This window comes from Pedococcus sp. 2YAF34 (genome assembly GCF_052114585.1).
Classification (GTDB): domain Bacteria; phylum Actinomycetota; class Actinomycetes; order Actinomycetales; family Dermatophilaceae; genus Pedococcus.
This window is the reverse complement of sequence record NZ_JBFRFA010000032.1, coordinates 16,142-43,026: the sequence shown is the minus strand read 5'-3', so window position 1 is coordinate 43,026 and position 26,885 is coordinate 16,142. Positions and strand designations below refer to the sequence as shown.

The 26,885-nt window shown below is 73.4% G+C and carries 25 protein-coding genes; 19 read left to right on the top strand and 6 right to left on the bottom strand.

The window, feature by feature from the left end; translation table 11 throughout:
• Positions 1–147 precede the first annotated feature (147 nt).
• From AB4Z02_RS15080 to AB4Z02_RS15030, 11 genes are all read left to right on the top strand, one after another.
• Positions 148–846, top strand: coding sequence for a VOC family protein (locus AB4Z02_RS15080; protein ID WP_441971913.1), 699 nt, complete (start codon positions 148–150; stop codon positions 844–846).
• A gap of 75 nt (positions 847–921) precedes the next feature.
• Positions 922–2,313 (top strand): sigma 54-interacting transcriptional regulator, encoded by a 1,392-nt coding sequence (locus tag AB4Z02_RS15075; protein WP_056884236.1) that lies wholly within the window; start codon positions 922–924, stop codon positions 2,311–2,313.
• 2 nt (positions 2,314–2,315) lie between these two features.
• Complete coding sequence (locus tag AB4Z02_RS15070) at positions 2,316–4,358, top strand: vWA domain-containing protein (protein ID WP_441971911.1); 2,043 nt, start codon at positions 2,316–2,318, stop codon at positions 4,356–4,358.
• 127 nt (positions 4,359–4,485) lie between these two features.
• A complete protein-coding gene (gene egtD / locus AB4Z02_RS15065; protein ID WP_441971909.1) occupies positions 4,486–5,481 on the top strand; it encodes an L-histidine N(alpha)-methyltransferase in 996 nt (331 codons plus the stop codon).
• Positions 5,466–6,599: a DNA glycosylase AlkZ-like family protein gene (locus AB4Z02_RS15060; RefSeq protein ID WP_441971907.1), complete on the top strand. Its 1,134-nt coding sequence runs from the start codon at positions 5,466–5,468 to the stop codon at positions 6,597–6,599. Before egtD ends, AB4Z02_RS15060 begins: the two co-directional genes overlap by 16 nt.
• Positions 6,600–6,606: 7 nt before the next feature.
• Positions 6,607–7,515 (top strand): DUF429 domain-containing protein, encoded by a 909-nt coding sequence (locus tag AB4Z02_RS15055; protein ID WP_441971905.1) that lies wholly within the window; start codon positions 6,607–6,609, stop codon positions 7,513–7,515.
• Between the two features lie 102 nt (positions 7,516–7,617).
• Positions 7,618–8,190: a dienelactone hydrolase family protein gene (locus AB4Z02_RS15050; RefSeq protein ID WP_441971903.1), complete on the top strand. Its 573-nt coding sequence runs from the start codon at positions 7,618–7,620 to the stop codon at positions 8,188–8,190.
• A gap of 25 nt (positions 8,191–8,215) precedes the next feature.
• Positions 8,216–9,073 (top strand): phosphotransferase family protein, encoded by an 858-nt coding sequence (locus AB4Z02_RS15045; RefSeq protein WP_441971901.1) that lies wholly within the window; start codon positions 8,216–8,218, stop codon positions 9,071–9,073.
• A gap of 232 nt (positions 9,074–9,305) precedes the next feature.
• The gene (locus AB4Z02_RS15040) at positions 9,306–11,030 is read left to right on the top strand and encodes a CCXG family PEP-CTERM protein (protein ID WP_441971900.1); all 1,725 of its coding nucleotides are present in this window, start codon (positions 9,306–9,308) and stop codon (positions 11,028–11,030) included.
• Between the two features lie 388 nt (positions 11,031–11,418).
• A complete protein-coding gene (locus AB4Z02_RS15035) occupies positions 11,419–11,736 on the top strand; it encodes an ArsR/SmtB family transcription factor (RefSeq protein ID WP_441971898.1) in 318 nt (105 codons plus the stop codon).
• Positions 11,733–12,257, top strand: a complete 525-nt coding sequence (locus tag AB4Z02_RS15030; RefSeq protein WP_056884230.1) for an SRPBCC domain-containing protein — start codon at positions 11,733–11,735, stop codon at positions 12,255–12,257. Before AB4Z02_RS15035 ends, AB4Z02_RS15030 begins: the two co-directional genes overlap by 4 nt.
• A gap of 110 nt (positions 12,258–12,367) precedes the next feature.
• Here AB4Z02_RS15030 and AB4Z02_RS15025 read toward each other — a convergent pair whose 3' ends face one another.
• Positions 12,368–12,982, bottom strand: coding sequence for a hypothetical protein (locus AB4Z02_RS15025; RefSeq protein WP_441971897.1), 615 nt, complete (start codon positions 12,980–12,982; stop codon positions 12,368–12,370).
• A gap of 147 nt (positions 12,983–13,129) precedes the next feature.
• Here AB4Z02_RS15025 and AB4Z02_RS15020 point away from each other — a divergent pair, with 147 nt between their 5' ends.
• Positions 13,130–14,026, top strand: a complete 897-nt coding sequence (locus AB4Z02_RS15020; RefSeq protein ID WP_441971896.1) for a hypothetical protein — start codon at positions 13,130–13,132, stop codon at positions 14,024–14,026.
• Between the two features lie 150 nt (positions 14,027–14,176).
• The gene (locus AB4Z02_RS15015; protein ID WP_441971916.1) at positions 14,177–14,539 is read left to right on the top strand and encodes a bleomycin resistance protein; all 363 of its coding nucleotides are present in this window, start codon (positions 14,177–14,179) and stop codon (positions 14,537–14,539) included.
• A gap of 31 nt (positions 14,540–14,570) precedes the next feature.
• Here AB4Z02_RS15015 and dnaB read toward each other — a convergent pair whose 3' ends face one another.
• Positions 14,571–15,932 (bottom strand): replicative DNA helicase, encoded by a 1,362-nt coding sequence (gene dnaB, locus AB4Z02_RS15010; protein WP_056884446.1) that lies wholly within the window; start codon positions 15,930–15,932, stop codon positions 14,571–14,573.
• A gap of 443 nt (positions 15,933–16,375) precedes the next feature.
• Between dnaB and AB4Z02_RS15005 the strand changes: the two genes are divergently transcribed.
• Positions 16,376–16,648 carry a DUF2277 domain-containing protein gene (locus AB4Z02_RS15005; protein ID WP_056884226.1) on the top strand — a complete coding sequence of 91 codons (273 nt, stop codon included), beginning with the start codon at positions 16,376–16,378 and terminating at the stop codon, positions 16,646–16,648.
• 175 nt (positions 16,649–16,823) lie between these two features.
• Here the strand turns inward: AB4Z02_RS15005 and AB4Z02_RS15000 are convergent, their stop codons facing one another.
• Positions 16,824–17,189 carry a hypothetical protein gene (locus AB4Z02_RS15000; protein WP_441971894.1) on the bottom strand — a complete coding sequence of 122 codons (366 nt, stop codon included), beginning with the start codon at positions 17,187–17,189 and terminating at the stop codon, positions 16,824–16,826.
• Positions 17,190–17,269: 80 nt separating this feature from the next.
• On the opposite strand from AB4Z02_RS15000, the gene AB4Z02_RS14995 reads away from it, so the two are divergent.
• Positions 17,270–17,959, top strand: a complete 690-nt coding sequence (locus tag AB4Z02_RS14995) for a DNA alkylation repair protein (RefSeq protein WP_441971892.1) — start codon at positions 17,270–17,272, stop codon at positions 17,957–17,959.
• 47 nt (positions 17,960–18,006) lie between these two features.
• On the opposite strand, the gene AB4Z02_RS14990 is transcribed toward AB4Z02_RS14995, so the two are convergent.
• Positions 18,007–18,807, bottom strand: coding sequence for a PIG-L family deacetylase (locus AB4Z02_RS14990; RefSeq protein ID WP_056884223.1), 801 nt, complete (start codon positions 18,805–18,807; stop codon positions 18,007–18,009).
• Positions 18,808–18,922: 115 nt separating this feature from the next.
• Between AB4Z02_RS14990 and AB4Z02_RS14985 the strand changes: the two genes are divergently transcribed.
• The 3 genes from AB4Z02_RS14985 to AB4Z02_RS14975 are packed head-to-tail and all read left to right on the top strand — an operon-like array spanning position 18,923 to position 23,596.
• Positions 18,923–21,526, top strand: coding sequence for a beta-glucosidase (locus tag AB4Z02_RS14985; protein ID WP_441971891.1), 2,604 nt, complete (start codon positions 18,923–18,925; stop codon positions 21,524–21,526).
• A gap of 11 nt (positions 21,527–21,537) precedes the next feature.
• Entirely contained in the window at positions 21,538–22,218 is a 681-nt protein-coding gene (locus AB4Z02_RS14980; protein ID WP_441971889.1) for a TetR/AcrR family transcriptional regulator, read from the top strand.
• A 25-nt stretch (positions 22,219–22,243) separates the two neighbouring features.
• Positions 22,244–23,596: an MATE family efflux transporter gene (locus AB4Z02_RS14975; protein ID WP_441971887.1), complete on the top strand. Its 1,353-nt coding sequence runs from the start codon at positions 22,244–22,246 to the stop codon at positions 23,594–23,596.
• A gap of 84 nt (positions 23,597–23,680) precedes the next feature.
• Here AB4Z02_RS14975 and AB4Z02_RS14970 read toward each other — a convergent pair whose 3' ends face one another.
• Complete coding sequence (locus AB4Z02_RS14970) at positions 23,681–25,204, bottom strand: gamma-glutamyltransferase (protein WP_441971885.1); 1,524 nt, start codon at positions 25,202–25,204, stop codon at positions 23,681–23,683.
• Positions 25,205–25,297: 93 nt separating this feature from the next.
• Between AB4Z02_RS14970 and AB4Z02_RS14965 the strand changes: the two genes are divergently transcribed.
• Positions 25,298–26,026, top strand: coding sequence for a sulfite exporter TauE/SafE family protein (locus AB4Z02_RS14965; protein ID WP_441971883.1), 729 nt, complete (start codon positions 25,298–25,300; stop codon positions 26,024–26,026).
• Between the two features lie 151 nt (positions 26,027–26,177).
• On the opposite strand, the gene AB4Z02_RS14960 is transcribed toward AB4Z02_RS14965, so the two are convergent.
• The gene (locus AB4Z02_RS14960) at positions 26,178–26,636 is read right to left on the bottom strand and encodes a hypothetical protein (RefSeq protein ID WP_441971882.1); all 459 of its coding nucleotides are present in this window, start codon (positions 26,634–26,636) and stop codon (positions 26,178–26,180) included.
• Positions 26,637–26,885: the final 249 nt, after the last annotated feature.

Here is a 26,885-nt window from a genome sequence, read left to right as displayed (position 1 = left end):
GCTTCGTGGCAGGGCGCACTTCCATGGGCTGGGTACCCGGGTGAGCCGGGTAGGCGGGTGGGCTGGTGACGCGGGTGAGGCGGGGGACGCGGGTGAGGCGGGGACGCGGGGGTGGGCGGCGGCCGCCCGCGTCCCTAGGCTGGGCCGATGGCGCTCGCCCGGTTCCAGGACCTCTGCCTCGACGTGTCCGACGAAGGGCGCCAGGCCGCGTTCTGGTCGGCCGTCCTCGGCCTCACCGCCCGCGAGGGGCGCACCGACCCCGCCGTCCTCGAGGGCGCGACACCGCAGCAGAGCCTGTGGCTCAACACCGTGCCGGAGCCCAGGACGGTCAAGCACCGGGTCCACCTCGACGTCGACACCGAGTCGGTCGAGGCGCTGGAGGCTCTCGGCGCGACCGTGCTGGTCCCGGCCACCGACGAGCAGCGCTGGACCGTGATGGCCGACCCCGAGGGGGGCGAGTTCTGCGCGTTCGTCCGCACCCCCGACCGGCTGCGGCCCTACCACCTGTACGAGGTGGTGGTCGACTGCGCGGTCCCCGAGCAGGTGGCGCGCTGGTGGGGAGAGGTGCTGGGCCTCGCGGTGGGCAGCGACACCGAGCACGACTGGTGGTGGCTGGAGGCAGGTACGGACGCGCGGTCAGCTCCCGGGCTGCCGTTCGAGAGCCTGGTGTTCGTGCCCGTCCCCGAGCCGAAGCGTGGCAAGAACCGCCTCCACTGGGACGTCCAGGCCCCCTCGGTCGACGCGCTCGTCGCGGCCGGCGCCACGGTCCTCGGCACGCAGCCGCACTGGACGGTGATGGCAGACCCCGACGGCAACGAGTTCTGCGCCTTCCCGGTCGACGAGTAGCGGTCCGCGGCCCCTTCCCCGGCCCGGCAGTGCCCACGGGTGTCGGCCGTCGGTGGCCGGACGTAGCGTGGGGCAATGACCCAGACCGAACGTCCCGGCACCCTCGGCGAGCTCGTCGCCACCGGCTACGCCCACCGCAGCGTCAAGGCCGAGATCCGCGCCAACCTGCTGGCCCGGCTGCGTTCGGGTGAGACGGCGTTCCCGGGGATCGTCGGCTTCGACGACACGGTGCTGCCCGAGCTCGAGAGCGCCCTGCTGGCCGGGCACGACCTGGTGCTCCTCGGCGAGCGCGGGCAGGGCAAGACCCGCCTGATGCGCACCCTCGGGCAGCTGCTCGACGAGTGGTCGCCGGCCGTCGCGGGCTGCGAGATCCACGACGACCCGACGGCGCCGGTCTGCACCCGCTGCCTGAGCCTCAAGGCCGACCTGGGCGACGAGCTGCCGGTGGTGTGGCGGCACCGCGACGAGCGCTACACCGAGAAGCTGGCCACGCCGGATACCAGCGTGGGTGACCTGGTCGGCGACGTCGACCCGGTCAAGGTGGCGCAGGGCCGCACCCTCGGCGACCCGGAGACCGTGCACTACGGCCTGGTCCCCCGGGCCAACCGCGGCGTCTTCGGGCTCAACGAGCTGCCCGACCTCGCCGAGCGCATCCAGGTCGCGATGTTCAACGTCCTGGAGGAGCGCGACATCCAGATCCGCGGCTACTCGCTACGCCTGCCGCTCGACGTGCTGCTCGTCGCGACGGCCAACCCCGAGGACTACACCAACCGCGGCCGCATCATCACCCCGCTCAAGGACCGCTTCGGCGCCGAGATCCGCACGCACTACCAGGAGGAGGTCTCCGACGAGGTCCGCCTGATCCAGCAGGAGGCCCAGACGGTGGCCGACGTGCCGGAGCACCTCGTCGAGGTGCTGGCCCGCTTCACCCGCGGTCTGCGCGAGTCCTCCGCGGTCGACCAGCGGTCGGGGGTGTCGGCGCGGTTCTCGATCGCGGCGGCAGAGAGCGTGAGCGCGTCCGCGCTGCGTCGCGCCGCCCGGGCCGGCGAGGCCGAGGCGGTGGCCCGCATCTGCGACGTCCCCACGGTGGTGCCGACGCTGCTCGGCAAGGTGGAGTTCGAGATGGGCGAGGAGGGTCGCGAGCGCGACGTGCTCGACCACCTCCTGCGGCTCGCGACGGCAGAGACCTTCCGGGCGCGCCTGGCCGGCCTCGACCTGTCGGGGTTCACCGAGCGGTTCGCCGAGGGCGACGTCGTCGAGACCGGCGAGCTGGTGCCCGCAGCCGACCTGCTCGCGCAGATCGGGGCGACCCCGGGCCTGTCCAAGGTCCTCGACCGGCTCGGCCACGGCGACGACGCGGGGCCCGGTCAGGTCGCAGCGGCTGTCGAGTTCGTCCTCGAGGGCCTGCACCTCACCCGGCGCCTGGACAAGGACACCGTGGCCGGCCGCACGGTCTACGGGGCCTGACCGTGCCCTCCTCGGGCGCCCACGGGCGCGGGGACGGAGGCGGGCGGGGTACCGGGCGCGGCTCGGGCCCCGGCGCCGGTCACCACGGTGACCGCTTCCGGTACGGGCCGTGGCACGGGGGTGCCGACCCGCTCGCGCCGCCGTTCGACGTGCGCTCCGCGCTCGACCAGATCGGCCGCGACGTCCTCGCCGGGGGCTCCGCCCGCGAGGCGCTGCGCGACCTGCTGAGACAGGGCGTCGACGGACGCCGTGGCCTCGACGAGCTCGCCGACCGCATCCGCCGGGCCCGCGACGCCGCCCGACGGCGCGGTGACCTGTCCGGCACCCTCGACCAGGTGCGCGCCGCCCTCGACCAGGCCCTCGCCGCGGAGCACGACACCCTCGCCGGTGAGGACACCGACGACGCCCGGCTCGCCGAGATGGACCTCGCGACCCTGCCCGACGACGTCGCCGGACAGGTCCGCGCCCTCGCCTCCCACGAGTGGCACTCCCCCGAGGCCAAGTCGATCTACGACTCGATCGCCCAGATGCTGCAGCGCGAGGTCCTCGACGCCCAGTTCGCCGGCATGGCGCGGGCACTGTCGGACCCCGACCCGGAGGCGATGGCCGCGGTCCGCGACATGCTCGCCGACCTCAACCAGCTGCTCGCCGCGCACGCCCGGGGCGAGGACACGACCGACGCGTTCCGGCAGTTCATGGACAAGCACGGCGAGATGTTCCCCGAGGACCCGCAGGACGTCGACGAGCTCATCGACGCCCTCGCCCGGCGCCAGGCCGCGGCCGCGCGGATGATGGCCTCGCTCAGCCCCGAGCAGCGCGAGCAGCTGGCCCAGCTCATGAGCGACGCGCTCGCGGACGCCGACCTCGCCTCGGAGATGGCCCAGCTCGGCGACAACCTGCGCGCGCTGCGACCCGGCCTCGACCGCGGCAGCCCCGTCGGCATGCGGCCCGGCGGTGAGCCGATGGGCTACAGCGCCGCCGTCGAGGCGGTGGCCGAGCTCGCCGACCTCGAGTCGCTCATGGAGCAGGTCGGGCAGTCCTACGCCGGGTCGAGCCTGGACGACATCGACGTCGAACGCCTCGAGCAGCACCTCGGCGCCGACGTCGCCCGCGACCTCGAGGCCCTGCGGCAGCTCGAACGCGAGCTGGAGCGACAGGGCTACCTCAGCCAGGGCGACGACGGCCTCCGCCTGACCCCTCGGGCGGTCCGGCGCCTCGGCGAGACGGCGCTGAAGAAGGTGTTCGAAGGCCTGTCCGCGCAGGGACACGGCGACCACGACGACCGCCGCAGCGGCCACGCCGACGAGCCGACCGGCCTGACCCGCCCGTGGGAGTTCGGCGACGAGCAACCCCTCGACGTGCCCCGCACGGTCGGCAACGCCCTGCGCCGCGCCGGTATCCAGCCGGGCCGGGTCAGCCTCGACGTGTCCGACTTCGAGGTGGTCGAGACCGAGCGCCGCACCACCGCCGCGGTCGCCCTGTGCGTCGACATGTCGTTCTCGATGGTCAACGAGGGTCGCTGGGGGCCGATGAAGCAGACGGCGCTGGCGCTGTCGCACCTGGTGCAGACGCGGTTCCGGCAGGACGCCCTGGAGATCATCGGGTTCAACCTGGCCGCCCGCCGCCTGACCCCCGTGCAGCTCGCCGACGCCGAGCCGGAGTGGGTACAGGGCACCAACCTCCAGCACGCGCTGATGCTGGCGACCCGGCACCTGCGCCGGCACCCGCAGGCGCAGCCGGTCGTGCTCGTGGTCACCGACGGTGAGCCGACGGCGCACCTCGGGGACGACGGCGTACCGACCTTCCGGTGGCCCACGAGCAACGCCACCCTGCGCGCGACCGTCGCCCAGGTCGACGAGCTGCGACGGTCCGGCGCCGCCCTCAACGTGTTCATGCTCGGCGAGGACCCGGGGCTGGCGCGGTTCGTCGACGCCGTCGCCCGGCGCGCGGGTGGGCGCGTCTTCACCCCGAGCGTCGACCGGCTCGGCGAGTATGTCGTCAGTGACTACCTCCAGGCGCGCCGCGGCCGACGGGCCACCGGCTGAGGGGTGGCACCACCGAGGGATCGGGGCCTGCGCGTCCTCTCGGGAGGCCGATGTCGGTGGCCGTCGGTAGCGTCGGCCCAGCACGCCGACCCGGAGACCCGGGGGCGGGACGGACGAGAGCGAGCCGATGGCCCAGCGACACCGAGACCACCTGCCCGAGGACTTCAGCGAGCGCAGCCTCGCCCAGGACGTCCGCGCCGGGCTGACCAGCAGCCCGAAGACCCTGCCGCCGAAGTGGTTCTACGACAAGGTCGGCAGCGAGCTCTACGAGGAGATCACCCGGCTCCCCGAGTACTACCCGTTCGCCGCCGAGCGCGAGATCCTCCTCGACCACGCCGCGGAGATCGTCGGTGCCGCGTCCTGCCGCCACCTCGTCGAGCTCGGGTCGGGCTCCTCCGAGAAGACCCGCGCCCTCATCGAGGCGGTGCTGGCCACGACCCCTGAAGGCGAGCAGGCCGCCTACCGCGCGATCGACGTGAGCGACAGCGCGCTGCACGCCGCCGCCGACGACCTCGCCGCCCGCTACCCGACGCTCGCCCTCGAGACGGTGCGGGCCGACTTCGAGCACGGGCTGGCGCAGGCGTTGGCTGTCGACCGGGGCGAGGTGTCCGGTGGACGGCTGGTCGTGTTCCTCGGCGGCACCATCGGCAACCAGGCACCCGACCAGCGCGCGCACTTCCTCACCACCCTGAGGTCAGCCCTTCAGCCCGGCGACGCCTTCCTGCTGGGCGCCGACCTCGTGAAGTCGCCCGACGTGCTCGTGCCGGCCTACGACGACGCCGCAGGGGTGACGGCCGCCTTCAACCTCAACGTCCTCGAGGTGGTCAACGGCCGGCTCGGGGCCGACTTCGACGCAGCGGACTTCCGCCACGTCGCCGTGTGGGACGCCGAGCACGCCTGGATCGAGATGCGCCTGGAGGCGGTGCGCGACGTGCACGTGCGCATCGCCGACCTCGACCTGGAGGTCGACTTCGCGGCGAGTGAGCAGCTGCGCACCGAGATCTCGGCCAAGTTCACCCGGGAGCGCCTTCAGGCGGAGTTCGAGCAGGCCGGCTTCGCCGCGGCCGGGTGGTGGACCGACCGCGCGAACCGGTTCAGCGTCTCCCTGTGGACCCCGGCCTGACCGCTGTGCGCCGGACCAGCAGGGAGCAGACGGCAGTGCGGGAGATCAGCCGTGCGCAGGCCCGGCGCCTCGCCGTGCGCGCGCAGCTGCTGGACCTGCCGCGACCGGGTGACCTCATCGAGGTGGTGCAGCAGCTGGGCCTCGTGCAGGTCGATCCCGCGGCACCCATCGCCCCGAGCGCCGAGCTGGTGCTCTGGAGCCGGCTCGGGTCGGCCTACCGGTCGGCCGACCTGCAGCAGGCGCTCGAGAGCCGCACCCTGGTCGAGCTCGACGGGCGGATCCGTCCCATGGACGACGTGCCCCTCCACCTGGCCGACCACGAGGCGTGGCCGCCCTGGGCCGACGCCCGCGAGTGGCTCCGGGTCAACGAGCCGTTCCGCCGCGACGTCCTCGCCAGGCTGGAGGAGCACGGCCCGTTGCTGTCCCGCGACATCCCGGACACCAGCGTCGAACCGTGGCCGTCGTCCGGCTGGACCAACAACCGCAACGTCACCCAGATGCTGGAGTTCCTCGTGAGGAAGGCCGAGGTCGCCGTCAGTGGACGCCGGGGGCGCCAGCGGCTGTTCGACCTCGCCGAGCGCGTCTACCCGGACGCCCCCGCGGTGCCTCTCGAGGAGGCCGCCCGGCAGCGGGCGGCCCGCCGCCTCGCCTCCCTCGGCATCGCCCGTGTGGGCGGCACCTCACGGCCCGGTGAGCCGGTCCACGTCGGCGAGGTGGGGGTGCCGGTGGTGGTCGACGGTGTCGCCGGGCAGTGGCGGGTGGATCCCGAAGTGCTCGAGGGCGACGACGTCGACGAGTTCCGGGGTCGCGCCGCCCTGCTGTCGCCCTACGACCGGCTCGTCTACGACCGGTCGCGGGCGCAGGAGCTGTTCGGCTTCGAGTACGTCCTCGAGGTCTACAAACCCGCCTCGCAGCGGCGCTGGGGCTACTACGCCCTGCCGATCCTCTACGGCGACCGCCTGGTGGGGAAGCTCGACGCGAAGGCAGAGCGCAAGGAGGGCGTGTTCGAGGTGTATGCCGTGCACCAGGACGTGAGGTTCACCGAGGAGATGACCGCCGCCGTGGAGGCCGAGATCGACGCGCTCGCCGACTGGCTCGGCCTCGCGAGGCTCCGGTGAGGCCGTCATGACCGGGCCCGACGACGTCCGGCGGCTCGCCGACCGGCTGGTCGCGGAGGCGACCGACCTCCGCGACCGCCTCGCCGCCGGCGACCGTGGCGCCGACGCCGCGCTGGAGCGGGTGGACAGCGCGGTCCGCGAGCTCGGTGCCGCCCTCGCCACGGTCGGCGGCCGCGCCGAAGCAGCGGTCGACGACGGTCCTGTGCCGCTGCCGCCCGTGGAGGTGACCGTCCCCGTCCTGGGTGTCGACGCGTGCAAGGCCGGCTGGGTCGGGGCGATCCTCGAACCCGGGGCGCCGCGTCCCCGGGTGGCCGTCGCCTCGTCGATCTCCGGCCTGGTGGAGTCGGTCCGGCAGTCGCTGGGCATCGAGGTCGTCGGCATCGATATCCCCATCGGCCTGCCCGACGCCAGCACCCGCGAGGCCGACGCCCTAGCGCGCAGGGCGCTGGCGGGGAAGGCGTCCTCGGTGTTCACGACCCTGACGCGCGCTGCGTACGCCGAGGCAACCCGGGCCGAGGCCGACGTCGTGAACCGCGCCCTGGCCGGGCAGGGCGTCGGGGCGCAGGCCTTCGCCCTGCGCGCGAAGATCCTCGAGGTCGACGCCTGGGTCCGCAGCCGTCCCACGGTCGGCGTGCTGGAGGTGCACCCGGAGCTGAGCTTCGCGGTTATGGCCGGGGCTCCGCTGCTCTCCGGCAAGAAGACCGACGAGGGGCGGCGCGATCGGCTCGCCGCCCTCGCTGCGGCCGGGCTCGCCTCGCCATCGGTGCTGACCGGTCCCGGGTATGCTGCCGACGACGTCCTCGACGCGTGTGCCGCGGCGTGGACGGCCGCCCGTCACGCGGCAGGTGATGCGCGGCCGCTGCCCGACCCGCCGCAGACCTGGTCCGACGGCATCCCGGCCGCGATCTGGGCCTGACGGAAGCCCGGCGGTCCGAGCCGGGAGGTTGTCACCGGTCGGGGCTAGCGTGGGCGCAGCCGGGACGCCCCCGGCCCACACCGACGAGAGGGGAAGGTCGTCATGGCCGAGGTCGTGCTGTTCCACCACGCGCAGGGGCTGACGAAGGGGGTGACGGCACTCGCCGACGAGCTCCGCAGGCGGGGCCACACGATCCACACCCCCGACCTCTATGACGGCCAGACCTTCGACTCGCTGGACGAGGGTGTCGGGCACGCCCGCGAGGTCGGCTTCGAGACCATCGGCGCCAAGGGCGTCGAGGCGGCTCAGTCCCTGCCCGCGGAGGTCGTCTACGCCGGGATCTCGCTCGGGCTCGGCCCCGCCCAGCAGCTGGCCCAGACCCGTGGCGGGGCCCGCGGGGCCATCCTGCTCTGCGGGGCGCTGCCGGTCTCCGAGTTCAGCCCGACCTGGCCCGCCGGCCTGCCGGTCCAGGTGCACGCGATGGAGCACGACCCGGAGTTCGACAACGAGTGGGACAAGCCGGCGGCCGAGGCACTGGTCGCGGAGGCCGGCGGGGAGCTGTTCCTCTACCCCGGCGACCAGCACCTGTTCATGGACTCCTCGCTGCCGGCCTACGACGCCGAGGCCACCGCGCTGCTGCTCGACAGGCTGGACGCGTTCCTGGCAGGGCTCTGACGCGAGCGGTCCTAGGGTGTCGGCCGTGCCTGCTCCCGTCGCCCTGCCCTCCGCCGATCAGCTGCACCTGCTCGACCTCTGGCTGCCCGGCGCCGAGGTGGTGCACGACCACAGCTGGGGCCAGGTCGAGCGCGCGGTGCGCGAGGTGGTGCACGCGGGCCGGCGCTACATCGTCAAGGCCGGCGGCCCTGACGACCACCACATGGCCCGGGAGATCCGGGCGCACCAGAGCTGGCTGCAGCCGTGGACCTCGCTGGGTCGGGCGCCTCTGCTGGCTTTCGCCGACCTCCCCACCCGCCTGCTCGTCACCCACCACCTGTCTGGCCGGCTCGTCCTGGGCACCGAGCACGAGCACGCCGCGGCCACCTACCGCCAGGCCGGGGAGCTGCTGGCCCTCCTGCACCGTCAGGGCGGCACCACCGACGAGGGTCACGAGGCACGGGAGAACCGCAGGACCCTCGCCTGGCTCGACTCCCCGCACCGGATCGCCGGCGACGTCGTGGCGAGACTGCGCCGACTCGTCGCCTCGTGGCCGACCCCGTCCACGACCCTCGTGCCGACCCACGGTGACTGGCAGCCGCGCAACTGGCTCGTCGACGACGACGGCGTGGTCAGCATCATCGACTTCGGCCGCGCGGCACTGCGCCCGGCCATGACCGACCTGGCCCGTCTGCAGGTGCAGCAGTTCCGTGGCCGGCCTGACCTGGAACGCGCCTTCCTCGAGGGGTACGGCGCCGACCCCCGCGAGCCCGGGGCGTGGCACCGCACGCTCCTGCGGGAGGCGGTCAGCACCGCCGCGTGGGCGCACCAGGTCGGCGACGAGGAGTTCGAAGCCCAGGGGCTGCGCATGGTGGACGACGCCCTCGCGGCCATCTCGGCCTGAGCGACGCGCGCTGGTCCGGCTCTCGTCCGGCTCGAAGGGGACCCTGCGGGCACGACCAGTCGCGGCACCCGGTACCAAACGAGGGCACCGGGACGGAGCGGTGCGCTGATACCAGCCGTTCGGCCAGCAACTCTCATCCGTTCAGCACCGGCAAAGAGGACATATCCGCAGGTCAGGGGTGGCAACGTCACAGGCACTGGTCCAGCAGGGACCGCTCACACCGGGAGGACTTGTGGCTCTACGCCGCCCACTTCGCACCGCCATCTCACGACTCGGCACCCAGCAGACGGGGCGGTGGGCAGCGCGCGCCCGACGCGCAGTCGGTGTCGCCGCCCTCGGCTCGATCGCCCTCGGCGTCGGCGCGCTCGCACCGGCCGCCATGGCCGACACCGCACCGAGCGGGACGGTCGGCAAGCTCTCGTACACCTCGCACTACTGGCCCTCGTTCGTGTCCTCGCCGTCGGCGATGGCCGACGCCTGGCAGAGCGCGTCCCGCACGGCGTACTGGGGGTACTGCAACACCGGGGTGACGCCGGTCTCCGCCGACGGGCTCTCCAACCAGGCGTACTGCGGCACCAACTCCAACATCATCTCCCACCTGGTGGTGCCTTTCACGGCCGCGACGGACGGGTCCTGGACCTTCCAGTTCGGCCCGGACGCCGGCAACGGCAGCGAGCTGCTCGTCGACGGCGTCGTCGTCGTGGGCCACTGGTACGACACCTGGGCGGGGGGCAACCTGGACAACACCTCCGCGTCCCTCTCGTACACCGCCGACCTCACTGCCGGCGCGCACACCATCGAGGTGTATGCCGCCGAGCCGTGCTGCGACGGCGCGTGGGGCGCCCGCTACCAGGCAGTCGGTGCGTCGTCCTGGACCCCGCTGCAGACGAGCCCGCCGCAGGTGAGCGTCACCGGACTGCCCGGCAGCCGCACGCTCGAGTACGGCAGCGCCGACCCGGGCTGCCTCGTCACCGACGCGTTCGACGGCACCCTCTCGCCGGCGGCCATGATCTCGGCGACCAGCGGTCCGCGTGCCGCGGACGGCCTCGGCGCCCGCACGGCGACCTGCTCCTACACCGACAGCCGCGGCCTGACCGGCTCGCAGAGCGAGCAGTACACGGTGGTCGACACCACGGCACCGGCCATCACCGGCATCCCGGCGACCCGCACCGCAGAAGCGACCTCGGCCTCCGGGGCGAGCGTCGCCTGGGACGCGCCGTCCGCCACGGACGCGGTTGACGGCACCGTGCCCGTCACCTGCACCCCGGCCGCCGGCTCGACGTTCGCCGTGGGCGCCTCGACGGTGACCTGCGCGGCCACCGACGCGGAGGGCAACACCAGCTCTGCCTCGTTCGCCGTCGAGGTCGAGGACACCACCGCACCGGCCCTGGCGACGCCCACCACGGTGGCCGCCACCGCGACCGGGTCGTCCACGCCCGTCACCTTCGACGCACCGGTCACTGCGACCGACCTCGTCGACGGGGCGGTCGTCCCCGCGTGTGTCGACGACCGTGGCACCTCGCTCACGCCGGCCGGCGGCTCGTTCCGACCGGGCTCGACCACCGTCACCTGCACCGCGACGGACGCCCACGGCAATGCCGTCTCGAAGTCCTTCACGGTCGACGTCACCTACGGCTGGTCGGGCCTGCTCGCGCCGGTCGTGGACGGCGGCTCCTACAAGCTGGGCCGCAGCATCCCCGTGAAGTTCGCCCTGACCGGGTACTCCGCGGAAGTCACCGACGGCGCAGCGCGCCTCGTACTGACCAAGCTCGCCGTCACGGGCTCGACCAAGGACGCGACCGCCACCTCGACGGCCAACCTCGGCAACGCCTTCCGCTACGGCGACGGCCAGTACATCTACAACCTGGACACCCGTCCGCTGTCGGCCGGTGCCTGGCAGCTGCAGGTCGTCCTCGGTGACGGCGTGGCCCACACGACCACCATCGTGCTGAAGTAACCACGCTCCGCCGCCCTGCGGCGGTGGAACCAGCTGGGGTCACGGCGAGAGCCGTGGCCCCAGCTGTCGTAGGCCGCCCCGGAGCTTTCGGCCCATGGGCCGCATCCCCGCCCACCGCGCCATACCCAGCCCGCAACTTTCGGCCCATGGGCCGCATCCCCGCCCACCGCGCCGTACCCGACCCCGAACTTTCGGCCCATGGGCCGCATCCCCGCCCACCGCGCCGTACCCGACCCCGAACTTTCGGCCCATGGGCCGCATCCCCGCGCCCCGCGCCGTACCCAGCCCGCAACTTTCGGCACATGGGCCGCTTTCCTCCCCACGGCCCGCGCCCCACGGCCTGTGCGTACCCTTGCGGTTACGTACCCGCCCGGCTACGTTGACTCCCATGGACTCCGTACTCCAAGCCCTGGCCGACCCGAGCCGTCGGACCGTCCTGCGCATCCTGCGCGACCACTCGGCCACGGCCGGTGAGCTGGCGGACGCCCTGCCCATCGCGCGGCCCGGGGTGTCGCGCCACCTGCGGGTGCTGCGCGAGGCCGGGCTCGTCGACGTGCGGCAGGAGGCACAGCGGCGGATCTACAGCCTGCGTCCGGAGGGCCTCGTCGAGGTCGACGAGTGGCTGGAGGACTACCGCGCGTTGTGGCAGCACCGCCTCGACGCACTGCACACCGAGATCGCACGAGGGAAGAAGGGGACGTCATGAACATCATCGGAACGACACGAGCACTGGACGGGACGCGGGGGGCCGTGCGGGTCGAGGACGTCTACGACACGGGTATCGACGACCTGTGGGCGGCCTGCACGACGCCGGAGCGGCTGGCTCGCTGGATCGCCGAGGTCGACGGCGACCTGCGCGAGGGGGGCACGGTCCACGCGACCTTCACCAGCACCTGGAGCGGGCCGGCGGTGATCGAGGCCTGCGAGGCGCCGCACCACCTCCTGCTCACGACCGAGCCGGGCACGGAGGACGAGTCGCAGCTGGAGGCATGGCTCACCGCCGAGGGCGATCGCACCCGGCTCGTGGTCGAGGAACGCGGCCTGCCGGTCGGGTCGCTGCACTTCTACGGCGCGGGGTGGCAGGTCCACCTCGAGGACCTCGGGCGCTCGCTCGCCACGGACGGCCCCGTGCACGAGGGCGGTTGGTCGGCCGAGGCTCCCGCCGCCGCCTGGAAGGCGCGGTGGACCGAGCTCACCCCCGCGTACGAGGGCGCAACCGACGACTGACGCGCCCCGAGTGCGAGCCACGGGTGCCCGGCCACCCGCGCCCGGCCACCCACGCTGGGCCACGGGTGGCCGGGCCGGCCGAACCGGGCCCAGCCCAGCCCAGCCCATGGTCAGAACCCCTGGTCGACGATCCGCCACCGGTGCCGCGCGTCCGGCCGGGCGAGGACGAAACCCCAGGGCAGACGCGTGTGGTCGGGCACGGTCAGGTCGGTTCCGCGGATGACGACCAGGTCGACGGGCACCCGGACGACCTCGGTGCCGGCCGGGAGCACCGAGTCGAGCTCGTGGTAGGCCTCCACGGGCTGCATGTCGACCTCGTCGACGACCCATGTGGCGCGGAACCTGCTCAGTGTCCCCATGCGGGCGGGGTCCAGGATCGCGTTCATGGTGCCGACGTCGTGCGCGTTCGAGGCGTCGAGGTAGGCCGCGACCACGTCCTGGGCGTTGGCGCGGGCGGACGGCACCGGGACGTGAGAGCTCGGGGCGGTGGCTAGCCCAACGGCGGCCACCGCGAGCACGAGCCCGTCGACCACCAGCCCGGTGATGAGCCAGCGCGTCGCGCGCGGCCGTGGTCCCGGCACGGACCCGGGTGCGGCCAGGCGACGGCGGACCACCAGGCCCGCGACTCCGGCGACGGCACCCAGCGCCAGGACGAAGAGGGTGAGGGCAAGCAGCAGCACCCAGAGCAGCGTGGGGGTGAGGCGCAACATCTCTGCCGGGTTCACGGGCTCCTCACCGGCCCGCGGTGCGGGCAGCCGCGACCGCCCCATGCCCCGCCCCCGAGTGCTCGATAAGGCCCCCTGCGGTGCCTGCCTGCCGGCAGTCTGGCAGGACGGTGGGGAGGGTGGAGGCGACACGGCAGAATGCGCGCCATGACCGACGACGTCCAGGCCCGCGAGGCCCGCGAGCTGCTCCTCGCCCATGCCGACCGCACGCTCACCGGTCGCGTCGAGGATCCTGCCGTGCTCGCCGCCGTCGTGGGGATCGAGCGGCTCGTCGTGGCCACGGGCTCCACCGATGCCGCCACGCTGCGGGCGGCCGTCGAGGGCCGGCTCACCGAGTTCGGGCCCGGCTCGCACGTCGCCGACCTCGTGGGGCAGGCGGAGCGGCACGTCGTCGCCGGCCTGCTGCGACGGTCGACCGGGCAGTCGATCGACGCTGCCGTGGTCAACCCGGAGGCGGGCGCCTACCCCGTGACGACCGATGCCACGCTGGTGCGCGCGGCGGTGCGGGCGGCGCAGCGCTCGTTCGACGTCATGCCCTACTACGGCATCCGGTACGGCGAGCGCGGAGCGCGGTTCGCGAGCTCGGACTCCGCGTGGCTCATCTCGCTCGCACCGCTCGACGAGGAGCAGGCAGTGCGCCAGGTGGCTTGGTTGTCCCGGGTGCTCGCGGGGCGCGGCATGCCCTCCTGGCTGATGGAGCTGCACCTCGACGAGCTGGTGGCCGAGGTCCGTGCCGCGGTCGACGACGCGGCCGTCGGCGCCCTGCCCGCCGCGGCTGCGTCGCTGACCTCGGCGCGCCGCCGGCACGTGGACGACGACCTCCTCGCCCTCGCCGACACGTGGGCGCACGAGGTCGCAGGGGGCGGTCTGCCCGTGCCCCGGACCGGCGCGCTCGTCGCCGCTGCCACCGCAGACGTGCTGCTCGGCGTGACCAGGGACGACCACGTCCTCTTCGACTGGCTCACCGATCGCGAACGGGTCAGCGCCGAGATGGCCGCCGCGCTGCACGAGGTGCGTGACCGGGTACGCCGCCGCGTCGGCTGAGCACAGCGGGAGGCTGGGTACGCGCCACCGTCCGGCGAGCCCTCCCGCCGCGCCGTCACACCCGCCCAGCGGGCACTCGGTAGGGACCTTGGGCGCTTCCTCCACCCCACCGGGCAGGGGAAGACTGTGCCCGAGAGCAAGGGAGGACACGTGGGCAACCTGGCGACCCCGAACCTGCCGTCTCGCGACTTCGACGCGACGACGGCCTTCTACGCAGCGCTGGGCTTCGAGCCCGCGTACCGCGACGAGGGCTGGATGATCCTGTCCGGGCACGACCTCACGCTGGAGTTCTTCCCGTTCGCCGGCCTCGACCCGGCGACCAGCTCCTTCAGCTGCTGCCTGCGCCTCGACGACGTCGACGCCTTCTACGCCCGGTGCCGTGGGACCGGGGTCCCCGAGGCGGACCGAGGGTGGCCGCGCCTGCACCCGCCCCGGCTCGAACCCTCAGGGCTGCGCATCGGCTACCTCGTCGACCCCGACGGGACGCTCCTGCGCCTGATCCAGAACCCGTGAGCTCAGGGTCAGCCGGCCTCGGCCGCGTTGGTCAGAAGTTCTGGGCCATGTTGGCGAACCGGGCGTAGTGACCCTGGAACGCCAGCACCATGTCCTTGGTGGGGCCGTTGCGGTGCTTGGCGACGATGACGTCGACCTCACCCTCGCGGCCCTCGAGCTTGGGCTCGCGGTGGAGCAGGATGACCATGTCGGCGTCCTGCTCGATGGAACCCGACTCACGCAGGTCGGACATGGCGGGGCGCTTGTCTGCGCGCTGCTCCGAGCCACGGTTCAGCTGGCTGATCGCGATGACCGGGACCTCGAGCTCCTTGGCCAGCAGCTTGAGGGCACGGGAGAACTCCGAGACCTCCTGCTGGCGCGACTCGACCTTCTTGCCCGAGCTCATGAGCTGGAGGTAGTCGATGACGACGAGCTTGAGGTTGTGCTGCTGCTTGAGGCGCCGGCACTTGGCGCGGATCTCCATCAGCGACATGTTCGGGGAGTCGTCGATGAACAGCGGCGAGTCCGAGATCTGGCCCATGATGCGCGCCAGCTTCTTCCAGCCGGCGTCGCCGATGGTGCCCTTGCGCAGGTCCTGCAGCTGGATCTGCGCCTCGGCCGACAGGCAGCGCATGGTGATCTCGCTGCGACTCATCTCGAGGGAGAAGATGGCCGTGGCCTGCTTGTGCTTGATCGCCGCGGCGCGGGCGATGTCGAGGCCCATGGTCGACTTGCCGACGGCGGGACGCGCGGCCAGGACGATCATCTGACCGGGGTGCAGGCCGTGGGTCAGCTCGTCGAGCTCGATGAACCCGGTGGGCACACCGAGCATCTCGTTGGCGTCGCGGCCGGCAGCGACCTCGATCTCGTTGAGGGTGTCCTCGAGGACGTCACCAAGGGCGACGTAGTCCTCTCCACCGCGCTTGTCGGCGACGGCGTACACCTCGGCCTGGGCGGCGTTGACGATGTCCTCGACGTCGCCGTTGCCCTGCTGGTAGCCGAGCTGGACGATGCGGGTGCCGGCCTCCACCAGGCGGCGCAGGACGGCGCGCTCGGAGACGATCTCGGCGTAGTAGCCGGCGTTGGCCGCGGTGGGGACGGCCTGGATCAGGGTGTGCAGGTAGGCCTGGCCACCCACGCGCTGGAGGTCACCGCGCTTGGACAGCTCGTCGGACACGGTGATCGCGTCGGCGGGCTCACCGCGGCCGTAGAGGTCGAGGATCGCGTCGTAGATCAGCTCGTGCGCCGGGCGGTAGAAGTCGGTGCCACGCAGGCCCTCGACGCAGTCGGCGATGGCGTCCTTGGACAGCAGCATGCCGCCGAGCACGGACTGCTCCGCGTGGACGTCCTGGGGAGGCACCCGGTCCTCACCGGGCGGGCCGTCGCCTCCAGAACTGAACGCGCTGGTGCTCAGCTCCGCAAGAGACACTCTGCCAACTCCCTGCAACCGCGATCGAGGACGAACAACGCCGATGTGATTCGAGTACACCACCACCCGCCGACAACGGTGGGGACCCGGTCGGTCACCGCGCGGACGTCGACCCGTGTGGGGTGGGGCGACAGGCTGCGGGACCGGCTCGCGGAGGCGACCCGCCACACCGTAGGGGCGCTGCTCCCTCCCGCTCAAACGGCCCCTGTGGAGAGCGTGTGGACAACGTGTGCGCAACGCCCGGGCCACTTGTGCACAGTCGGGGGATAACCCTGTGGACGCGCGGCGACCAGCAGCAAACGCACCTCGCTGACCTGCACGGATGTCGTCCACCGGGTGTGGACCCGAAATAGTTCGGGCGTGTCCGTCCGACGAGCGCGCCTGTGAACCCCTGCGCTCTGTCGGTGGTGCGCCGTAGCCTTTCCAGCATGTGCCGAAACATCCGCCAGCTGCACAACTTCGAGCCTGCGGCCACGACCGAGGAGGTGCGGGCGGCAGCGCTCCAGTACGTCCGCAAGGTCAGCGGCAGCACGAAGCCGAGCCAGGCCAACCAGGAGGCGTTCGACGAGGCCGTCGCCGAGATCGCCCACGCGACGCAGCACCTGCTCGACCACCTCACCACCAGCGCCCCTCCCAAGGACCGCGAGGTGGAGGCGGAGAAGGCACGCGAGCGCGCCCGCACCCGGTACGGCGCCGCCTGACCGAAATCCCTTCGAGGCCGGCCACAACCGGCCAGCAGCATGTCCTCATCGACGTGTGATGAGTTCCACGACCGATCTCGGTCAGACCCTGTGAACCCGCCGACCGAAGGACCTCCCAGGACTGCCACCACCGACGACGTCGCCGTACCGCGCGACGGGCGCGGGGTCGCCCCGGTCAGGGGTTGGCGGCCTGCCGAGCAGCGTCGGCGCACTGCGTGACGGCGCCGGGGATGACGTCGTCGACCTTCTTCTTCTGCGCGTCGAGCACCGCGCCGAGCATCTTGCACAGGTCCCGGACGTCGGCCCCGGACACCGTCCCCGAGCCGTCCGTGCCGTTCTGGAGCTGGTTCACGACCTGGTTGGCGATCTCGTCTGTCTGGGGGTAGCTCGAGGTGTCGCGGTTGGCGCCGCACGACACGAAGAGGGTGAGCACCAGCACGACGTTGACCCAGGTCGGCAGCGTGACGGGGCGGCGCGTGCCGCCGACGGTCACCGGGACGGGCTTGGGCTCGGGCGGCCCGGCAGGCGGCGGTACGGACACGTGGTTCCCCCTCGTGGTCGGCGACCGCGGCTGACCGCGGCGTGGCGACATTCTGACGCCCGTTCGGCCATGCTGGCTCCGTGACACACCCCCTCGTCCGCGCGATCCGGCACACGGTCGAGGGCGCCGGGGACCCACAGCGCGCGCTGGCCCAGCAGGCCTACATGAAGTCGGCGATGCCGTACCGCGGCATCACCTCACCTGAGCTGCGCGCCCTGCTGCGCCCCCTTCTCGCCGACCCACGGCTGCGCCCCACCGACCGGGGCGACTGGGAGGCCGCGGTGCGCGAGCTCTGGGACGGCGCCACCCACCGCGAGGAGCGGTACGCCGCGATCGCCCTGACCGGCCACCGCACCTACCGGCCGTGGCAGGACGCCGAGACCCTCCCGCTCTACCGCCACCTCGTCGCCACGGGCGCTTGGTGGGACCTCGTCGACGAGGTGGCCAGCCGCCGGGTCGGCCCGATCCTGCTCGCCGACCCGGTCCACGTGGCACCGGTCGTGCGAGCTTGGGCCACCGACCACGACCTGTGGCTGCGCCGGACCGCCGTCCTCAGCCAGCTGACGTTCCGCGAGCCCACCGACACCGAGCTGCTGCGCGCGTGCATCGAGCCCAACCTCACCGACACCAGCTTCTGGCTGCGCAAGGCCATCGGCTGGGCCCTGCGCCAGTACGCACGCACGGAGCCGGAGATGGTGCGGGCGACGGTGCAGGAGTATGGCGACCGGCTCTCCCCGCTCAGCCGCCGCGAGGCCCTGAAGCACCTCTGAGCCGGTGCAGGGCGGCCGCCGGCACCGGGCGCGCCCCACGGACTCGTTCAGGCGCCGAAGGGCCAGCCCTCCTGCATACCGGGCTCGCGGCCGGGCTCGATGTAGTGCTCGAACCCGAAGAAGGCCGTGAAGAACTCCTCGGGCATCCCGAGCATGCCCTCGATGTCGGTGGCCTGGCTGCGGTGGGCCTCGAGCGCTGCCCGACGCTGGGCGAGGTAGCCGGTGACGTCGACCCGCCAGTGGATCTCGTCCTCCGGCGTGCCGAGCGGGTTGCCGTCGTCCATGGGGCGGTCAGGGTCGAAGCTGGTCTCCTGCTGACCGGCCGCCACGGCCTGCTCGTACCAGCGCCGCACCTGGTCGCGGTTCATCGTCGACTCCAGCAGGCGCGGGCGCCGGCCGGCGAGCTCGGCGGCCCGGTGCACGACGGCGTGGACGCGCACGTGGTCGGGGTGGCCGTAGCCGCCGTGCCAGTCGTAGCCCACCAGCACGTCGGCGTCCTCCTCGTCGAGCACCGCGGCCAGCCGGCCGGCAGCCTCGTCGAGGTCGGCGGAGTGGAAGGCGCCCGCGTGGGAGTTCTGCTCCCAGCCGGTCATGCCCGAGTCGCGGTAGCCCAGCCAGGCCACCCGTTGCACACCGAGCACCTCAGCCGACGCCTGCGCCTCGCGGCGGCGCCAGTCGGTGAGGGTCTCACCCTCCGGCAGGCCGGCAGCCGGGAGCTCGCCGTGCTCGCCGCCGGTCGCGAAGACCGTGACCACGCGGCTCCCCTCTGCGGCGGCGCGCGCCATGGCACCCGCGGTCTGGGAGGCCTCGTCGTCGGGGTGGGCGTGCAGGAACACGATCGTCGTCACGCGCCCATCCTGCCCCTCACCACGGACACCGGCGGCGGGACCCTCGACAACCCGCGCCGGGGATGTAATAGTTAATCGACTCTATTAATGCCCTCGTCCCGGAAGAGCACCCGCCATGACCACCACGTCCATCCCCGCCCCGGGACGCAGCCACGCCGAGCTCCTCGACCTCGTGGGCCGTCTCGACCTCGCCACCAAGGTGCGCCTGCTCACCGGCGCCACGTCGTTCACCCTCCACGGCGAGGAGTCGATCGGGCTCGAGCCGATGGCCTTCTCCGACGGCCCGACCGGCGTGCGCGGCCTGAAGTTCACCGGCGGCGACCACGTCGCGCTCTTCCCCAGCGCCACGGTCCTCGCCAGCGCCTGGAGCGAGGAGACCGCGCACGAGGTCGGCGAGATGCTCGCGGAGGAGGCCGAGCGCCAGCAGATCCACGTCGTCCTCGGCCCGACCATCAACCTGCACCGCACCCCCCTCGGCGGCCGTCTGTTCGAGGCGTACTCCGAGGACCCGCTGCTCACCGGCAGGCTGGCGGCTGCCTACGTGCGGGGTATGCAGGGCCGCGGCATCGGCGCGTGCCTCAAGCACCTGGTGGCCAACGAGTCCGAGACGCTGCGCAACTACATGAACTCCGTCGTGAGCGAGACGGCCCTGCGCGAGGTCTACCTGCTGCCCTTCGAGATCGCCGTACAGGACGCCGACGCCTGGTCGATCATGGCCGCCTACAACGACATCAACGGTGTCGCCGCGACCGAGCAGGACCACGTCAACAACGAGGTGGTGAAGGGCGAGTGGGGCTGGGACGGGCTGCTCATGTCCGACTGGTTCGCGACCAAGACCTCCGCGCCGGCCGCACTCGGCGGCCTCGACCTGGTGATGCCGGGCCCCGACGGCCCGTGGGGCGAGGCCCTGGTCGCCGACGTCGAGTCCGGCGCGGTCGAGGAGTCCGTCGTCGACGAGCACGTCGTCCGGCTGCTGCGCCTGGCCGAGCGGGTGGGCGCCCTGGGCAGCGACGAGCAGCGGCGCACCTGGCCCTCGGACTCCCTCGCCCCCGACGCCCCGGCCCGGCGCGAGCAGCTGCGGCGGCTCGCGACCGACGGCATGGTCGTCCTGCGCAACGACGGTGGCGTCCTTCCCCTGGCCGGCCACACCGGCGAGGCCGACAACACCGTCAGCGCCGCCGCCACGGTCGCGCTGATCGGCCGGCACGGCGTCGACACCATCTGCATGGGCGGCGGCTCTGCCACCGTCAACCCGCCCTACCAGGTGTCCATCGCCGACGGCCTGCGCGAGGCGCTCGGCGAGCGGCTCACCGTCGTCGACGGGGTCGAGGTCCGCGAGCGCCCGGTCGCCGCCGACCCCGCGTGGCTGCGGGACCCCGAGACCGGGGAGACCGGTGTGCGGGTGCTCCACCACGACGCCGACGGCGGCTTGCTCGGGGAGGCGCACAGTGACGGCACCAGCGTCAGCGTCGGCTGGGACGACGACTTCCCGCGCCCGGCGGCCAGGGTCACCATCGCGGCCCGCGTCACCGAGGCGGGCCGGGCGCAGCTGGGCGCCGTGGGCGTCGGCGCCTGGACCATCGCGGTCGACGGTGAGCAGGTCGCGGCCAGCACCCTCGTGGCCGAGGGCTACGACCCCGGCGAGGCGATGCTCAAGCCTCCTGGGTTCACCGAGGACGTCGAGCTCGCCGAGGGCGCGCTAGTCGAGGCGACCGTGACCCTCGTCCGCTCCGAGCCGCGGCCCGCGCCCAACGGTGAGGTCAACCAGCTCTCGCACCTCATCGCGTCCGGCATGGGGGTGAAGTCCCTCGTCGCGCGCCCCGTACCGGCCTCGGCCGACGACACCATCGCCGCGGCGGTCGAGGCGGCCCGGACCGCCGACGTCGCGGTCGTGGCGGTCGGCCTCACCGAGGAGCAGGAGACCGAGGCGACCGACAAGTCGACCTTGGCGCTGACCGGCGAGCAGGACGCGATGGTCTCGGCCGTGGCGTCCGCGGCGAAGCGCACCGTGGTCGTCGTCAACGCGTCCACCCCCGTGCTCATGCCGTGGTTCGACCAGGTCGACGCCGTGCTCGTCGTCGGCCTGCCCGGGCAGGAAGGCGGCCACGCGGTGGCCGACGCCCTGCTCGGGGTGCGCGAGCCCGCCGGCCGCCTGGTCACCTCGTGGCCGGCCGCCGACGGCGCCGCCCCCGCCTGGGACGTGGTGCCCGACGGGCTCACCCTGGAGTACGGCGACGGGACCTTCGTGGGATACCGCGGGTACGCCGCCGGGCACGCCCCCGCCCCGGCCCACTGGCTCGGCGCCGGCGACGGGTACGGCGCGTGGACCTACCGGTCGGCCCGCCTGGTCGACGGCGGGTCCGGTGCCGCTGGCTCGGGTGACGGCGCGTCGGCGGCTGGCTCCACAGCGGTTGGCTCCGCTGCGCCCTCCGTCGAGGTCACCGTGGCCAACGGCTCCGAGCACGACAGCCGTGAGGTCGTGCAGGTCTACCTGCGCCCGGACGAGGACGACCAGCCGGTCCGGCTCGTCGGCTTCGCAGGGGTACGGGTCCCCGCCGGCGGCGAGGGCACCGTCACCGTCGCGACCGACGCCCGGCTGTGGCGTCACTGGGACGAGGAGGCGAACGCCTGGGGTGAGCCGCTGACCGGCGGCACCCTGCTCGTCGCCCGCGGACTCGGCGACGTGCGCGCCGAGCTGCCGCTGACGCCGTCGCGGTGACCTCCGGCGACGTGACCTCTGGCGACGGGGCCACCGGCGATGTGACCTCCGGTGCGGCGAAGGCGTCCGAGGGCGGCCCGCGGCGCGGGCGCGGGCGGCCCCCGGGCTCGGCGAGCCGGCTGACGCGCGAGCGCATCGTCGAGGCGGCAGCGGAGCTCTTCGCCGAGCGAGGGTTCCACGCGACCGCCATGACGAGCATCGCCGAGGCTGCGGGGCTGAGCCAGACCGGCCTGCTGCACCACTTCCCCGCCAAGGAGGAGCTTCTCGCCGCAGTCCTCGAGCACCGAGACCTGCGCGACCTGCAGACGCTGGCCGCCGGGCGGGACCACCCGCCCCGGGGCTGGGAAGTGTGGGACGACATGGTCACCCTCGTCGGCCTCAACAGCGAGCGCGAGGGACTGGTGCGGCTGTTCACCAGCCTGGCCGGTGAGGCCGTCGAGCCGGGGCACCCCGGCCACGAGTGGCTGCGGGCCCACCACCGGTCGGCCGTCACGTCGCTGGCCGAAGCCCTGCGTGAGGCGGCCCGCGACGGCTCGGCCGACCAGGCCGTCCCCGCCGACCAGCTCGCCCGCCAGGCCGTCGCCCTCATGGACGGCCTGCAGGTGCAGTGGCTGATGGACCCCTTGGCCGTCGACATGGCCGACGACTTCGCCACCTGGGTCGGCACCGTCCGCGACCGCTGGGGCCGCTGAGCCACCCCGCCGGTACCGTGGCGCGGTGCGCAGCGCCGGAGGGGCAGGGTCCACCCAGGGCCGGGAGGTCCTGCGGCTCGCCGTCCCCGCGTTCCTCGCCCTCGTGGCCGAGCCCCTCTTCCTGCTCGCCGACTCCGCGATCATCGGCCACCTCGGCACCGCCCAGCTCGCCGGCCTCGGCGTGGCCAGCGCCACCCTCATCACCGCCGCGAACATCTTCGTCTTCCTCGCCTACGGCACCACCTCCATCGTCGCCCGCCAGGTCGGGGCCGGCAGCGAGCGCGGTGCCCTGGGCGCAGGAGTCGACGGCACGTGGCTGGCCATCGGCCTCGGCGCCGTGACTGCCGTGGCGGTCGGGCTCTCGGCCGAGCCGCTGTGCCGCCTCTTCGGCGCGTCCGAGGCAGCGCTCGGGTACGCCGCGACCTACCTGCGCATCTCCGCCCTCGGCATCCCCGCGATGCTCGTGGCCCTCGCGGCCACCGGGGTGCTCCGGGGGCTGCAGGACACCCGGACGCCCCTGGTCGCGTCCGTCCTTGGTTTCACGTCGAACATCGTCCTCAACCTCGTCCTCGTCTACGGGCTCGGCTGGGGCATCGCCGGGTCCGCGTGGGGGACCGTCATCGCCCAGACCGGTATGGCGACCGGGCTCGTCGTCGTCCTCGTCCGGCACGCCCGCCGGGCCGGTGCGACCCTGCACCCGCACCCCGGCCGGGTGCTCCGCGCGGCACTCACCGGCATACCCCTGCTCGTGCGCACGCTCGCCCTGCGGGCGGTCCTGCTGCTCACCACGTGGGTCGCGGCCGGGCTCGGCGACGTGCCGCTCGCGGCCTACCAGGTGTCCGCGACGGTGTGGAGCTTCCTCGCGTTCGCGCTCGACGCGCTGGCCATCGCAGCCCAGGCGCTCACGGGTCGGGCGCTGGGCGCCGGCGACGTGGCGGGCGCCCGGTCGGCCACCGCGCTCATGGTGCGCTGGGGGCTGTGGGGCGGGGCGGCGTTGGGGGTGCTGGTCCTCGCGGTGCACCGGGTGCTGCCACTGGCGTTCACCGAGGACCCGGCGGTGCGGTCGGCCCTCGCGGCGGCGCTGGTGGTCGTCGCCCTGGGCCAGCCGCTCTCGGGATATGTGTTCGTCGTCGACGGCGTGCTCATCGGCGCCGGCGACGGACGGTGGCTGGCGAAGGCCATGGCGGCGACGTTCGTCCTCTACGCCCCGCTCGCCATCGCCGTGCACGTCGCGGGTGACCGGCTGCTGGCCCACGGTGCACCCTGGGCCGTCGCGGTGCTGTGGGCCGTGTTCACCGTGTTCATGGCGATCCGTGGGCTGTTCTTCCACCGGCGGGTGCGCAGCGACGCCTGGGCCGTGACCGGCGCCTCCCGCTGACGCCTGGTTCGAGGTATCCCGCTGCCGGGCTCCGGGCCTCGAACACCTCGAACCAGCTGCCCGACGCGAACGACGCGGTGGCGGTCAGCCGATGCGGGTGGCGGCCTCGCGGCGGGGGTCGCCCGCGGCGAGCAGGGTGCCGTCCGGCTCGCGCGCGGCGACCCCGACCCCGCCGAAGTACATCGACAGCGGCCCGTGGCTGTAGGACGGCAGGCCGCTGTCGGCCACCGCGGCGAGGATGCCCGGGTCGTCCTCGTGGTCGACGCGGGTGGTGCCGTCGTCGAGGATCCGCACGTGCACGCGCGGCGCGTCCACCGCGTCCTGCAGCGACGCACCCTCGAGGCAGTGCCGCCCGAGGACCTGCATGAGTGCCGTGGTGATCCGGTCGGCGCCGGGGCTGCCGATCGCGAGCGCACCACCCGCGTCGGACCGCGCGACCGACGGCGCCATGTTGGAGGCCAGGCGCGTGCCGGGCGCGAGGGCGTGCAGGCCGAGGCGGTTGAGCTCGGGCTCGCCGAGGCAGTTGTTGAGCATCATGCCGGTGCCGGGGACCGTGGCCCCCGAGCCGTACCCGCTCGACGCCGTGATGGTGCAGACCGTGCCGTCGCTGTCGACCGCCGCGACGTTCGCCGTCGACGACGAGGTCGGCAGACCCGCCAGCCCGTGCCGCTCGACCAGCTCGAGCAGGGCGTAGCCGTCCTCCTCGAGGTCGGTCGACAGGTCGTGCACGCCGTGGCGGTAGGACAGCACGTGCCGCTGCACCTCGATGATGCGCGCCCAGCTCCAGCCCGAGCCGCCGAGCTCACGCAGCATCACGGCCAGCATCGGGCCGCCCACCGATGGCGGGGCGTTGGTGGCGACGTCCCACTGGCCGAGGCGCAGCCGCAGCGGGGCCCGCACGACAGCGCGGTATGCCGCGAGGTCCGCGGCCGTGACGAGCCCACCGCGCTCGGCGCTGTCCGCGGCGATGCGCGCGGCCAGGTCGCCCGTGTAGAGCGAGCGGGCGCCCTCCTCGACGACCTGCTCCAGGGTGCGGGCCAGGTCGGGATTGGTCGTGAGCTCGCCCGCCGCCAGGGGCGACCCGTCTGCGTGCTTGACCAGCGGGGCGGTGTTCGGGTCCCACGCGAAGACGCTGTCACCGGTGATGGCGAGGTAGCTCGCCGCCGCGGCCCCGAGCGTGAACCCGTCGTCGGCCGCCGCGATGCTCGGGGCGAGGACCTCGCGCCACGGCGCGCTGCCGTGCCGGTCGTGGGCCACCCCGAGCGCGGCGAAGGCCCCCGGCGTCGCCACCGAGCCGTGCCCCGCGTACAGGGTGACCCCGCCCCCGTACGTCGTGGTGATCTCGCGGAGCCCGGTGCCGAAACGCTCCACGGGCAGCCCTCGCCCGGGCATCTCGACGTTGCCGTCGATGACCTCGGGGTCGCCGCCGGCCGGCCACACGGTGACGAACGCGCCCCCGAGCATGGAGACGATGCCCGGCTCGGTCGTCATCGACGCGACGATGGCGGCGATCGCCGCGTCGACCGCGTTGCCCCCGGCACTGGCGGCGTGCAACCCCGCTTCCGCCGAGACCGGTCCCGTCCCCACGACCGCGACCCGCCTGACCATGCGCCCGATTGTGCCTCGCCTGCAGCGTCGGTGCGCGTTGTGGTCACGTGGACGCGCCCGGCACGGCCGCACCGCCGCGGATAGGGTCCGAGCGTGATCGAGGCGCTGCTGCTGGTGGTCGCCGCCCTGGTGATCGGCTACTCCAAGACCTCCATCGGCGGGCTGTCGAGCATCTCCATCGCCATCTTCGCCAACCTCATGCCGGCCAGGGAGTCGACCGCCGCGATCCTGCTGCTGCTCATCACCGGCGACCTGGTCGCGGTGTGGCACTACCGCCAGCATGCCGACTGGTCGCTGCTGCGCCGCCTCGTGCCCAGCGTCCTGCCCGGCCTCGCGCTGGGGGCGGCGTTCCTGGCCGTCGTCGACGACACCGTGCTGCGCCGCTCGATCGGGGTGCTGCTGCTCTTGATGGCGGCGCTGCAGCTCGTGCTTCAGTGGCGCTCGCCCGACACCTCCGTGGTCGCCCGCTCACGGCCGGCGGCGCTCGGCACCGGACTGGCGGCGGGTTTCACGACCATGACGGCGAACGCCGCCGGGGCCGTCATGACGCTCTACCTCGTGGCGCGGGGCGTCGAGAAACGGCGGTTCCTCGGCACCGGGGCGCTGTTCTTCTTCGGGGTCAACCTGTGCAAGGTCCCGTTCAGCGCCGGGCTCGGACTGTTCACCGCGGGCACCTTCCAGCGGACCGTCCTGCTCGTGCCGTTCGTCCTGCTCGGGACCTGGGCGGGGCTGCACACGGCGCGACGGCTGAGCCAGGCCAGGTTCGACCAGGCCGTGCTCGCCGCCACCGTCGTCTCCGCGGTGGCCCTCGTCGCCCGCTGACCTCGGTGCCGGGTGGACACCCGCCGTACGAGCGCACCCGTCGCCCCCTACGCAGGTCGCCACGGCGGCGCACCGGCACTGTGCCCAGCGAAGTGCGCTCTGCCCACGAAGTGTCGTGGGCAGAGCGCATCTTCGTGGGCAGGGTCAGCCGTCAGCCAGTGATGTCGCCGATGCTGGCCCGGTCCGACTCGTGCCAGGTGCCGTGCGAGCCACCGTCGTAGACGAAGTCGAACGACCGCACGTGGAGGGCCTGCACCTGGTCCTGGAAGAAGAGGTAGACCCGGCTGCGGTGCAGGGCGCAGAAACCCGTCTGGTCGCAGCCGACGTCGAAGTCGCCGACGTCACCCGACACCGGGACTCGCGGCACGAACTTGCCGGTGAAGACCGCCCCGTCGAACCCGTGGACCGTGCCGTTGACCCCCGCGCTGATCGTGCCAGTCAGGTTGGGGCTGACGCCGGCGAAGCTCGTGAAGGTGCCGTCGAGGTCGCGCCGGATGCAGAAATGGCTCGTGCCGACCTGCCACACCTGGATCCGGACGACGACATCGGTCAGCGCCCAGACGTGACCGTCGGGACCCACGTCCCCGAGGTGGTGCAGTGTCTCAGTCACGTCGGCAACCCTCGACTTGCTGTCGGGGGCACACACCGGCGACGTGTCCGCCGCCACCGACGCAGCAGGGGCCAGCACCAGTCCGACGACGGTGAGCAGCAAGACACCCACCCCGGCCGCCAGGCGTCGAAGCAGCAGCGACATCTCCGCACCTCGCCTTCACCCGCACCACGTTCGGCGAGCGGTGCGGGCCCACGACCAATATCCGCGCGCCAGCCGCAGACCGTCAAGCGCGGGCCACGGCCCGGC

Bases quoted from the DNA above. Each gene is read 5' to 3' on its own strand.
- egtD (WP_441971909.1), top strand. From the start codon at position 4,486: ATGGCCCAGCGACACCGAGACCACCTGCCCGAGGACTTCAGCGAGCGC.
- AB4Z02_RS14985 (WP_441971891.1), top strand. From the start codon at position 18,923: ATGACCACCACGTCCATCCCCGCCCCGGGACGCAGCCACGCCGAGCTC.
- AB4Z02_RS15035 (WP_441971898.1), top strand. From the start codon at position 11,419: ATGGACTCCGTACTCCAAGCCCTGGCCGACCCGAGCCGTCGGACCGTC.
- AB4Z02_RS15080 (WP_441971913.1), top strand. From the start codon at position 148: ATGGCGCTCGCCCGGTTCCAGGACCTCTGCCTCGACGTGTCCGACGAA.
- AB4Z02_RS15075 (WP_056884236.1), top strand. From the start codon at position 922: ATGACCCAGACCGAACGTCCCGGCACCCTCGGCGAGCTCGTCGCCACC.
- AB4Z02_RS15055 (WP_441971905.1), top strand. From the start codon at position 6,607: ATGACCGGGCCCGACGACGTCCGGCGGCTCGCCGACCGGCTGGTCGCG.
- AB4Z02_RS14970 (WP_441971885.1), bottom strand. From the start codon at position 25,204: ATGGTCAGGCGGGTCGCGGTCGTGGGGACGGGACCGGTCTCGGCGGAA.
- AB4Z02_RS15030 (WP_056884230.1), top strand. From the start codon at position 11,733: ATGAACATCATCGGAACGACACGAGCACTGGACGGGACGCGGGGGGCC.
- AB4Z02_RS15020 (WP_441971896.1), top strand. From the start codon at position 13,130: ATGACCGACGACGTCCAGGCCCGCGAGGCCCGCGAGCTGCTCCTCGCC.
- AB4Z02_RS15050 (WP_441971903.1), top strand. From the start codon at position 7,618: ATGGCCGAGGTCGTGCTGTTCCACCACGCGCAGGGGCTGACGAAGGGG.
- AB4Z02_RS15005 (WP_056884226.1), top strand. From the start codon at position 16,376: ATGTGCCGAAACATCCGCCAGCTGCACAACTTCGAGCCTGCGGCCACG.